The organism is Mesorhizobium sp. M1A.F.Ca.ET.072.01.1.1 (assembly GCF_004023325.1).
Classification (GTDB): Bacteria; Pseudomonadota; Alphaproteobacteria; order Rhizobiales; family Rhizobiaceae; genus Mesorhizobium.
In genome coordinates this window covers 1-10,382 of record NZ_RZSF01000247.1, presented here as the reverse complement: position 1 = coordinate 10,382, position 10,382 = coordinate 1, and the positions used below count along the sequence as shown (strand labels likewise).

General features: G+C 64.0%; 12 protein-coding genes and 1 pseudogene. 10 read left to right on the top strand and 3 right to left on the bottom strand.

What is annotated here, in order from left to right; genetic code table 11:
• Positions 1-129 precede the first annotated feature (129 nt).
• On the top strand, positions 130-423 hold the full coding sequence (locus EOA32_RS26755; protein WP_128373311.1) for a hypothetical protein: 294 nt from the start codon (positions 130-132) through the stop codon (positions 421-423).
• A gap of 77 nt (positions 424-500) precedes the next feature.
• On the opposite strand, the gene EOA32_RS38820 is transcribed toward EOA32_RS26755, so the two are convergent.
• A complete protein-coding gene (locus EOA32_RS38820) occupies positions 501-860 on the bottom strand; it encodes a hypothetical protein (protein WP_170950190.1) in 360 nt (119 codons plus the stop codon).
• Between the two features lie 547 nt (positions 861-1,407).
• Between EOA32_RS38820 and EOA32_RS26745 the strand changes: the two genes are divergently transcribed.
• The 4 genes from EOA32_RS26745 (at position 1,408) to EOA32_RS26730 (ending at position 3,903) form a co-directional block, all read left to right on the top strand.
• Positions 1,408-1,839 carry a cupin domain-containing protein gene (locus tag EOA32_RS26745; protein WP_095778447.1) on the top strand — a complete coding sequence of 144 codons (432 nt, stop codon included), beginning with the start codon at positions 1,408-1,410 and terminating at the stop codon, positions 1,837-1,839.
• Between the two features lie 186 nt (positions 1,840-2,025).
• Entirely contained in the window at positions 2,026-2,784 is a 759-nt protein-coding gene (locus EOA32_RS26740) for a copper homeostasis protein CutC (RefSeq protein ID WP_189407391.1), read from the top strand.
• A 14-nt stretch (positions 2,785-2,798) separates the two neighbouring features.
• The gene (locus tag EOA32_RS26735) at positions 2,799-3,293 is read left to right on the top strand and encodes a GNAT family N-acetyltransferase (protein ID WP_095778548.1); all 495 of its coding nucleotides are present in this window, start codon (positions 2,799-2,801) and stop codon (positions 3,291-3,293) included.
• A gap of 124 nt (positions 3,294-3,417) precedes the next feature.
• On the top strand, positions 3,418-3,903 hold the full coding sequence (locus EOA32_RS26730; protein ID WP_128373309.1) for an SRPBCC family protein: 486 nt from the start codon (positions 3,418-3,420) through the stop codon (positions 3,901-3,903).
• A 5-nt stretch (positions 3,904-3,908) separates the two neighbouring features.
• Here the strand turns inward: EOA32_RS26730 and EOA32_RS26725 are convergent, their stop codons facing one another.
• Positions 3,909-4,931 carry an acyltransferase gene (locus EOA32_RS26725; protein WP_128373308.1) on the bottom strand — a complete coding sequence of 341 codons (1,023 nt, stop codon included), beginning with the start codon at positions 4,929-4,931 and terminating at the stop codon, positions 3,909-3,911.
• A 291-nt stretch (positions 4,932-5,222) separates the two neighbouring features.
• Between EOA32_RS26725 and EOA32_RS26720 the strand changes: the two genes are divergently transcribed.
• The 4 genes and pseudogenes from EOA32_RS26720 to EOA32_RS26705 all read left to right on the top strand — a co-directional run bounded on the left by EOA32_RS26720 (position 5,223) and on the right by EOA32_RS26705 (position 8,125).
• Entirely contained in the window at positions 5,223-5,921 is a 699-nt protein-coding gene (locus tag EOA32_RS26720) for a fumarylacetoacetate hydrolase family protein (RefSeq protein WP_128373307.1), read from the top strand.
• Positions 5,918-6,568: a maleylacetoacetate isomerase gene (maiA, locus tag EOA32_RS26715; protein ID WP_128373306.1), complete on the top strand. Its 651-nt coding sequence runs from the start codon at positions 5,918-5,920 to the stop codon at positions 6,566-6,568. Before EOA32_RS26720 ends, maiA begins: the two co-directional genes overlap by 4 nt.
• Positions 6,558-7,037 carry a DUF4262 domain-containing protein gene (locus EOA32_RS26710; RefSeq protein ID WP_128373305.1) on the top strand — a complete coding sequence of 160 codons (480 nt, stop codon included), beginning with the start codon at positions 6,558-6,560 and terminating at the stop codon, positions 7,035-7,037. Before maiA ends, EOA32_RS26710 begins: the two co-directional genes overlap by 11 nt.
• Before the next feature lie 57 nt (positions 7,038-7,094).
• A pseudogene (locus tag EOA32_RS26705) lies at positions 7,095-8,125 on the top strand (zinc-dependent alcohol dehydrogenase family protein).
• A 9-nt stretch (positions 8,126-8,134) separates the two neighbouring features.
• On the opposite strand, the gene EOA32_RS26700 reads toward EOA32_RS26705, so the two are convergent.
• Positions 8,135-8,998, bottom strand: a complete 864-nt coding sequence (locus tag EOA32_RS26700) for a DMT family transporter (RefSeq protein ID WP_128373304.1) — start codon at positions 8,996-8,998, stop codon at positions 8,135-8,137.
• A 102-nt stretch (positions 8,999-9,100) separates the two neighbouring features.
• Here EOA32_RS26700 and EOA32_RS26695 point away from each other — a divergent pair.
• A partial coding sequence (locus EOA32_RS26695) for a PLP-dependent aminotransferase family protein (protein ID WP_145971360.1) occupies positions 9,101-10,382 on the top strand: 1,282 nt, incomplete at its 3' end.

Sequence of the window (10,382 nt, the reverse complement as noted above, 5' to 3'; positions counted from 1 at the left end):
GAGCAGACTGCTAGCGAGACGGCGCAGGCGCTGGAGCGCGAACGCGCTTCAGCAATGTCGGTCGGAGAGAACCTCAACAAAGCCCGCCTCGAGCGTGACACAGCCCGCCAACTTTTGGGACAGGCCGCCATGAGGCTGAAGGAGGCTCTGGACAAGCAACGTGAAGCGACGGTTTCTTTCGCCCGCGAGCTGGCCGCCGCGCGCGCCGATAATGACAAGCTTCGGGCTCAGCGAAGCGACGCTCATATCGAGCCTCCGCTGAAGCCGCGCACTGGCCGCGCATCGGCCAGCGCAGGTCAGACGAAAGCTGTCAGCCAAAAGAAGTCTACGTCCAGCAAGGTTCGCAAACCGGCGCGCGAAATCCGTGTGCGTGCCATCACGCTTCCGTTTTCCCTCCGGCCAAGCCATTCGACGTTGGACTGAGCTGGAACGACTGCCCTGGAAATCGGGCGCTGGGCGGCATGAACTCGGACGTAAACGGCGAGGGCTCGCACTGTGCGCTATGTCAGCCCGATCACGCTGCCTTTCGCGTTCAATTCGCAGCCGACCGGCGCCTGGCGCGTCTCGACGCCGTTTTGATATCCGTAGTCGATGCTGACCTGGACGGGAGCCGATATCCTCTGACGGCTCAACCGCCGTACGGAACCTGCACTGCTGACGCGCACACTGGTCGCGCCAAACTGAGCTGCGGCCTGCTCGATTGCCTCACGGCAGGCACGAACGATGTTGTCCGGGACACCCGGCAGCACTTCGATTGGATGGACTGCCAGTGGAATAGCGCTGTCTTCGAAGGGCAGCAGGGCGGGCGGAAGGTCGAGCGACCTTCCGCCGTTGCCGGCTACGCCCGCCCTTGACGTCACTGACCCGGTTGTGGTGGGGCTGCTTCCGTCATCGTTAGAAGGTGGGGACGGTGGGTCAGACGGCGGACTGCCGCCGGAGCCACCGGGATCGCCGCTAGTTCCGTTGTGCTGACCGTTGTTGCTGCCAGCGCCATGACCTCCGTTATTCCCGTGATCGCCACCAGCGTTATGACCTTGGCCGCGCTCGCCGCCGGCCGCCGCTCCCGCGCAAGCTATCGCGACAGAGCACGCGAACGCGAAATGGGCCAAGCTGGATCCCAAATATTGACGCACGGCACCCTCCAAAGGAGCTTCGGCCGGCCGTCCTTCCGCCGCATGCCGTCAGAACGACGCAGCACCCTCAAGGCAAACTCGCGACTACGCCAGGGAAACTAACTAGGGGATGATTCCGGTCTATCAAGGGACTGGGTGCGGCAGCACCCAAGTGCGGGGCAGATTTGAAGGACCTGGCAGCTGATAGTTCATACAGCCCGGGAAGCCCAAAACCCTTTCTCCTTGCGTGTCGACAGCGCTTAGGCGATTTTGCCGATCATTTCGGGAGGAAATCGTGCGAAACATTCCGGCATCGGCGCTGCTGCTGGCGGCCGCTTTTTATGCAACCACCGCCGACGCTCTGGACAGTTCGGCCACACCTGTTGTCGTGACGCCATTGGCGTCGAAGACGACGACGGCATCCGGCCAGCCGATCAAGCTGCCGCAGAAGAATGTCGAGGTCCAGGTCTCGGCCTATCAGATCGCGCCCGGCGCGACGCTGCCGGTGCACAAGCATCCCTTCCCGCGCTATGCCTATGTCGAGGCAGGCACCCTCAAGGTCACCAATGTCGAGACCGGCAACAGCAACACCTACAAGACCGGCGATTTCATCGTCGAGATGATCGGCCAATGGCATCAGGCGACCAATATCGGCAGCGATCCGGTGAAGCTGCTGGTGATCGACCAGGTCGAACAAGGCGCCAAGAACACAATCCTGAAGCAGTAGCGAGGCAACGGGGCTCAGCTGTTCCGCGGTAGGGCGGGCGCTCCAAGGCTTGAGCAATCAATAACTGCGCGCCGAACAAAACCGAAAGTGCAAAGTGACGCTTTCGCTTGCTGGACCGATTGATGCGGCTTCCGCCTCGATCGCCCCGATGCTAGGGCTGCGCTTTCTCTTCAACATGGATGGATGATGGTGACCGACGCTCAAAGGCCCCTGATCGAACTCTGCGTCGAAGGCATTGACGGGCTGCTTGCCGCGCAGGCCGCCGGCGCCGACCGGGTCGAGCTTTGCGCCAGCCTCGTCGAAGGCGGCATTACGCCGAGCCTCGGCACGGTGCGCGTAGCACTCGAACGTGCGACCATCCCGTTTCATGTTATCGTGCGCCCGCGCGGCGGCGATTTTCTCTACAGCGAGGCGGAATACCAATCGATGCTGGCCGATATCGGCGCGCTGCGCGATCTCGGCGTCGCCGGCATCGTCGTCGGCTGCCTGACCGCTGACGGCGCAATCGATGAAGCGAGAATGAGCGAACTGGTGCGCGCCGCCGGTCCCCTCAATGTCACCTGCCACCGCGCCTTCGACATGACGCCTGACCCGGCCGAGGCGCTCGAAGCGCTGATCCGCTGCAAGGTCGGCCGCGTGCTGACCAGCGGGCAACGCGACACGGCGCTGGAGGGCGTCGATCTGCTCGCGCGCTTGGTTCGCCAGGCCGGCGCACGCATCATCATCCTCGGCTGCGGCGGGTTGGCGCCCGACAATATCGGCGAGGTTCGCCGGCAAACCGGACTGACCGAGATGCATTTTGCCGCGCTTGCCGACGTGCCGAGCGCCATGCGCTACCGCAACCCGCATGTCGGCATGGGCGGCACCGATCTCGATCGCGAGTACCGCAACACGGTGACCGACCAGGACTTGGCGGCGGCAACGATCGCGGCCGCGAGGGTCTGATGCCGGAAGTGACGATGTCGAAAGATCGCGCGCCGATCGAACGCGTTTCGCCTGCCGACGAGGCCGCCATTCTCGCTCTCAACAACGAGCATGCCGCCGAGTTGTCCTGGCTGGAGCCGGAGCGCCTGTCATTCCTGATCGGGCAGGCTTTCTACACGCGCCGCATCGGGACGCTCGAAGCCTTCATCATGTGCTTCGATCAGGATGCCAGCTACGAAAGCCCGAACTTCCTCTGGTTTCGTGAGCGCTACCCCCGCTTCGTCTATGTCGACCGGGTGGTGGTCGCGGCCGAAGCGCGCGGCCGCGGCCACGCCCGCCGTCTCTACGAGGATCTGTTCGAGCATGTCAGGCGCGCATGCCACACCATCGTAACCTGCGAGGTCAATGCCGATCCCCCGAACCCCACATCGGATGCCTTTCACGCCGCGCTCGGCTTTGCCGAGGTCGGCGATGCCGTGATCCACGGCGGCAGGAAGTCGGTGCGCTACTACGCCAAGCCGATCGACTAGCGCATGGCCCTGAAAGCCAGAGGCTTTCAACCATGAGCCAAACAAGGTTCGTGCGACGGCCGCACTGGCCACAAACAGAAGCTACAGCTAATGTATCGCCTTCGCGTGCTGGGGGCGTGACATCATGCCAAGCAACGTCTTCCGCTTCGACGAGAGTTGGAACATTCCCGATGCCACGCCGCAGGAAGTGTGGGACGTTCTGTCCGACGCCGAGTTGCTGCCGCTCTGGTGGGGCGACGCCTACAAGGAAGTCGAGCCGCTCGACAAGAAAGGCAAGGCCGTCGTCGGGTCACGGGCAAGAGCCAGGGCGCGAGGCGCCCTGCCCTACGAGCTGAACTTCATCATCGAGGCCGCGGAGCTCGAGCCTGGCCGGCTGGTGGTGGTCAAGACCTTCGGCGATTTCGACGGACTGTGGCGGGCCGAACTGTCGCCAGCCGGAAGCGGAACGCATGCGAAGCTCACCTGGCAGGTCATCGTGGAGAGGCCGATCCTCAAACTCCTGGCACCCTTGCTCAGGCCGGCTTTCGCGTGGAATCACCGCTGGACCACACCTCGCGGCGAAGCCGGGCTTCGCCGCTATCTCGCCGCACAAAAAACCGGCAAGGCCTGACCTCCTCACCAATTGCGGTTGAGCCAGCTGCGCGCCGGTTTCTCGACGATGTAGTAGCTCGCCAGGGCGCAGGCGAAGACCGCGGCCAGCATCGGGATCGCCGCCACGTCGCGGTCATGGACGAATTTATAGAAGGGCTGCTGCCACAGATAGAGCGAGTAGGACCACAGCCCCAGCATCACCATCGGTCGCGATGACAGTAGGCCGGTCAGATAGCCGCCGGCGAAGTCGAGCGTGTTGACGACGAGCGCCAGCAGCGGCACGCCCAGCAGATAGTGCAAGGGCGTCGGCACCGGATCGAGGAACAACAAAGCTGCCCCCACGGCGGCCCCCAGCGCCAGATGCCGGTTCCTGAGGAATGCCGGCAGGTGTCCATCGGCCTTGAGCAGGCAGATCGCCGCCGACAGCAGGATCGAGGCGATATGCACGTCGGTTCGCCAATAGCTGGTTTCGTAGTCCATACCGAAGACCCAGTAGGAAATAGCGCCGTTGGCCATAGCGAGCAGCGACAGCATGACAAGCAAGCGCACGACATTCGCGCGCCTGGAAACCGCCACGCTGATCAGCGCCAGGATGACATAAGAATGCTCCTCGATGGCAAGCGACCAGATATGGTCGAGCGCGCCCGCGCGATTGATGAGAATGCCGGCATAGTTGTAGGTGAATGTCAGCGCGGTAAGCGCCGCCTTCCATTTGAAGGCAATGAAGGTGCCGGAGAGCCCGATCATGACGGCAATCACGAACACCAGCAGGGCTGGATAGACGCGGGCGAAGCGGCGCTTGAAGAATTTCTTCAGCGGAAAGCGCTCGACGAACAGGATTTCTCCCATCAGCCGGCCGCTCAGCACGAAGAAGAACTCGACGCCGAGCACGCCGAGGTTGATGCCGCGAATCGGAAAGAAATGGCCGATCAGCACCAGGGCGATCGACAGGCCGCGCCAGCCGTCGAGATAGGCCAGCCTTGCCCGTGCCGCCTTGTCGGCTGCGGCCCGCGGCAGGACGCCGGCCGTCGCGGAGATGTCGGTCATGCCCGTCCCTCGCAACTCGAGGTCCCGGCAAGCCGTGCCTGGAACCGCTTCGTTTTCCCCGCCGCATTTATTTTGCAGTGCGGAATAATCTTGTGCAAGTGCGAAGCAGCGAATTCACAGGCAGTTCCTGCCAAGCGATTGCGAACACAAAAAAAAAGGGGCCGCGGGCGGGTCCTGCCGCCGCTTGGTGAAGCCGCCATAGTCGGCAATGTTTCGTGGCCTAATGCCTTGCCCGCCTGCCGAAATCGGCAGAATGTGCGGATCGATTCATATCCAACGCAGAGACCGCCTATGGCAGACTTCGTCTTCCCTCCGCCCGCGATCGCTTCGGTCGCGGTGGCCGGCTCGGCGGAACGGTTTGCCGTGCGCCGCATCTTCTGCGTCGGCCGCAACTACGCGGCGCATGCGCGAGAACTCGGCAATGACGAGCGCGATCCGCCCTTCTTCTTCACCAAGCCGGCCGACGCCGTGGTCGACAACGGCGCAGAGATCCCCTACCCGCCGCTGACTGGCAATCTCCACCACGAGATCGAGCTGGTCGTGGCGGTCGGCAAGGCCGGCTTCCGCATCCCCCTCACCGAGGCGCTCGCGCATGTCTGGGGCTATGGCGTCGGCGTGGACCTCACTCGCCGCGACCTGCAAGACCAGGCGAAGAAAGCGGCTCGCCCCTGGGACTGGTCGAAGGCCTTCGACTTCTCCGCGCCTTGCGGCCCGCTGCTTCCCGTCGCAAATTCCGGCCATCCCGAAAAGGGCCGCATCTGGCTCGCTGTAAACGGTGACATAAAACAGGACGGCGACCTCGCCGAGCTGATCTGGCCCGTCGCCGATGTCGTCTCGATCTGCAGCGAAGCGGTCGAGCTCCAGCCCGGCGACCTGATCTTCACCGGCACGCCGGCCGGCGTTGGTGCGGTTCAGGCGGGCGACAAGATCACTGGTGGCGTCGACGGCATCGGCGCCGTCGAGGTCACCATCGGGCAGCCGAAGCGATGAGCGACCTCGTCCTCCATAATTATTATCGCTCCTCCACCTCCTACCGGGTGCGGATCGCGCTGGAGATGAAGGGGCGTGCCTACACCTATGTGCCCCACCATCTGCGCCATGGCGAGCATCTCGAGCCCGCCTATCTCGCGGTCAATCCGCAAGGGCTGGTACCGGCGCTGGTGGTCGACGACGGAACGCTTTTAACCCAGTCGCTGGCGATCATCGAATATCTCGACGAGATCGAGCCCGAGCCGCCGTTGTTGCCCAAGGATGCGCTGGGACGCGCCAGGGTCCGGATGCTGGCGCAGATGATCGCCTGCGACATCCATCCGGTGAACAATCTGCGCGTGCTCACCTCGCTGCGCACCTTGTTCGGCGCCGGCGACGAAGATGTCGTCAACTGGTTCCGGCATTGGGTGAATGAGGGTTTCCACCCGCTTGAAAAGATTCTGGCCGCCTCGCCCGAGACCGGCAGGTTCTGCCATGGCGATACACCGGGGCTCGCCGATATCTGCCTCGCCGCGCAGGTCACCAACAATGCCCGCTTCGGCGTCGACATGGCGGCCTATCCGGTGATCTCGCGCATCCACGCCGCCTGCATGGCGCTGCCGGCGTTCCAGAAGGCTGCGCCGCAGAACCAGATCGATGCCGAGTAGGGAAGCCAGGGATCCCGACGAGGCTAAGACGCTCGCCGATATGGAGGAGTATGGCTGTCATATTCTCTACGTGCTGGAGGACGACGAGCACCCGCCATTCGCTTACTCGGTGGGGATAGAGTACAATTTCAAAGCCCCTGAGCTGGTCGTCATCGGGCTCAAGCCGGAGCTTTCGCAGACCATCATCAACGAGTATTGCCGACGAGTGCGCAGCGGCGAGAGGTTCAACGTTGGAGAGCAGGCGCCGGGTTTCCTGGGAGGTGGCTTCGACTGTCAATTCGGTGCGGTCCATCCCGACCACTACCCTGAATATTTCGGTTGGGACCTATGGTTTTACAACTGGCCCGTTTTCCGGATTCTGCAGCTTATCTTTCCGACAACCTCCGGTGTTTGGCCATGGGATGCCGAAGCCGGCGAGTGGTTTTGCAAGCGGCCACCCTTGCTCGACCAACCACCATTGCCGACTTAGCTTGGGACCTACTACCCAAAACCGCACTTCCCTTTGAACTGGATAGAAAGCACTCCCATGAAAGCTGTCGTCTTCGAAAAATTCGGCGAAGCTCCCACGATCCAGACCGTAAGCCGGCGGCGGATGGCGTCGTCATCAAGGTCGAGGCGACCGGTCTTTGCCGCAGCGACTGGCATGGCTGGATGGGTCATGACGACGGCATCACGCTGCCGCATGTCCCCGGCCATGAACTGGCGGGCGTCGTCGTCGCCGCCGGCAAGCAGGTGAGCCGCTGGAAGGCCGGCGACCGCGTCACCGTGCCTTTCGCCGTCGGCTGCGGCCGCTGCTTCGAATGCAACTCCGGCAACCATCAGGTCTGCGAGCACCAGACCCAGCCTGGCTTCACGGGCTGGGGCTCGTTCGCCGAATATGTCGGCATCGAGCATGCCGACACCAATCTCGTACGCCTGCCGGATGAAATGGAGTTCGCCACTGCCGCCAGCCTCGGCTGCCGCTTCGTCACCTCGTTCCGCGCCATCGTCGACCAGGGCCGGGTGACGCCCGGCGAGTGGGTGGCGGTGCATGGCTGCGGCGGCGTCGGTCTCTCGGCGATCATGATCGCCAGCGCCATGGGCGCCAATGTCATCGCCATCGACCTGACCGACGAGAAGCTGGAGTTTGCGAAAAAGATCGGCGCGGTCGCGACCATCAACGCTTCGACCACGCCCAATGTCGTCAAGGCCGTCAAGCAGATCACCAACGGCGGCGCGCATATGTCGATGGACGCGCTCGGCCACCCAACCACGTGCTTCAACTCGATCGCCAATCTGCGCCGGCGCGGTCGCCATGTTCAGGTCGGGCTGATGCTGGGCGACCATGCCCGCCCACAAGTGCCGATGGACAAGGTCATCGCCTTCGAGCTCGAAATCCTCGGCAGCCACGGCATGCAGGCCTACCGCTACTCCGCCATGATGGACATGATCCGCACCGGCAAGCTGAAGCCCGAACTGTTGGTCGGCAAAAGGATCAGCCTAGAGGAAGCGCCGGTCGCATTGATGGCGATGGGCGGCTTCGAGGGCATCGGCATCGGCGTGGTGACGAAGTTTTGAGTAGGCTCCCTACCTGGCGAACTTCTTCGCCCCGAACACGCAGGCCACCACGCCGAGCGTGACAACCAACATCAGCGGGCTGACCTGCTCGTGCAGCAGACTCGCCGCGAGCGCCAGGCCGAAGAAGGGCTGCAGCAGTTGCAATTGCCCGACCGCGGCGATGCCGCCCTGCGCCAGGCCGCGATACCAGAACACGAAGCCGATCAGCATGCTGAACAGCGAGACATAGGCGAGGCCGATCCATGCGCCGGAGCCGACAGCGGCAAAAGACGGCGGCAGGGTCGCGAAACTCAGCGCCAGCATGACCGGCAGTGACAGGGCCAAGGCCCAGCAGATCACCTGCCAGCCGCCGAGCTTGCGCGACAGCGCCGCACCTTCCGCATAGCCCAGCCCGCAGGCGATGATGGCGGCGAGCATCAAGCCGTCGCCGACCGGTGAGGCGGTGACCCCTTGCAACAGCGCGAAACCCGCGACGAGCGCGCTGCCCAGGCATGAAAACAGCCAGAAGGCCGGGCGCGGACGGTCGCCGCCGCGCAGCACACCGAAGATCGCTGTCGCCAGCGGCAGCAGGCCGACAAAGATGATGGAATGCGCCGCAGTGACATGTTTGAGCGCCAGCGCCGTCAGCAGGGGAAAGCCGACCACGACGCCTAGCGCAACGACGACCAGCGAGACCAGATCGCCGCGATCCGGGCGCTTCTCGCGGAACAGGAACAGCATTGCGATGCCGAGCAGGCCGGCGATCGCCGCACGGGCCGACGTCAGGAAGGTCGGGTCGAAATCGACCACCGCCACGCGCGTCGCCGGCAACGAGCCGCTGAAGATCAGCACGCCGATGAAGCCGTTGAGCCAGCCGTTGAAACTCTTATCCATCATCCGCTCCGTTTGCGCTTCTGTACCGGCGCAGCGCATGGCGTTGCCAGAGACAATGGGGTACAACTCCGTAAAACTGTATTGGTCGACAGGGAAGTACAGATGGACACGCCCGACCCGAAGGCGACGAATGCCGGAACGCTCGTCGAAGCCGTCATGTCGGCAATCCGGCAGCGGATCGCCGCGCGCATCCTGACGCCGGGCGCGCGCTTGCCTTCGATCCGCGCCTTCGCCGGCACGATGCAGGTGTCAAAATCTACGGTGGTCGAGGCCTATGAGCGGCTTGCGGCGGAAGGCACGATCCGCTCGCGGCCGGGCTCCGGCTTCTTTGCCGCCGGCCCGCTTGCGCCGCTGTCGCTGGCCGAGATCGGCCCGCGGCTCGACCGCGCCGTCGACCCGCTCTGGGTCTCGCGGCAAGCGCTGGAGGCAGGCGACGACATGCTGAAACCGGGCTGCGGCTGGCTGCCGGCCTCCTGGATGCCTCAGGCCGCGTTGCGGCAAGCACTGCGCGGCGCCGCACGAACCGACGATGCGACGCTCGCCGACTACGGCACGCCGCTTGGCCTGCCGGCACTGCGGCAACTGCTTGCCCGCCGCCTGTCGGCACATGGCGTCGAGGCTTCGCCGGACCAGATCATGCTCACCGAGTCCGGGACGCAGGCGATCGACCTATTGTGCCGCTTGCTCCTCGAGCCGGGCGATACGGTTCTGGTCGACGATCCCTGCTATTTCAACTTCCATGCGTTGCTGCGCGCGCACCGCGCCAAAGTGGTCGGTGTCGCGATGACACCCTCAGGGCCCGATATCGACCTCTTCGCGCAAGCGCTCGCCGAGCACAAGCCGCGCCTCTACATCACCAATTCCGCGCTTCACAACCCGACCGGCGCGGTGCTCTCGCCGCTTATAGCGCACCGGCTGCTCAAGCTTGCCGATCAATCGGATCTCGCCATCGTCGAGGATGACATTTTCGTCGATTTCGAGCACACGCCGGCGCCGCGGCTGGCGGCCTTCGATGGCCTCGGCCGCGTCGTCCAGATCGGCTCCTTCTCGAAGACGCTGTCGGCTTCGGTGCGATGCGGCTTCATCGCCGCGCCCCGCGACTGGATGGAACGACTGATTGACCTCAAGATCGCCACGACTTTCGGCGGCGGGAGGCTCTCCTCGGAACTGGTGCTGACTCTGCTGAAGGACGGCAGCTACCGCAAGCATGTCGAGCAGTTGCGCACCCGCCTGTCGCGCGCAATGGCCGAAACAGCCGGCAGGCTGAAAGCAATGGACGTTATGCCCTGGATCGATCAGGCGGCCGGTATGTTCCTGTGGTGCCGCCTGCCCGACGGCATCGACGCCGCCGATGTCGCCCGCCATGCGCTGGCGGATAATGTCG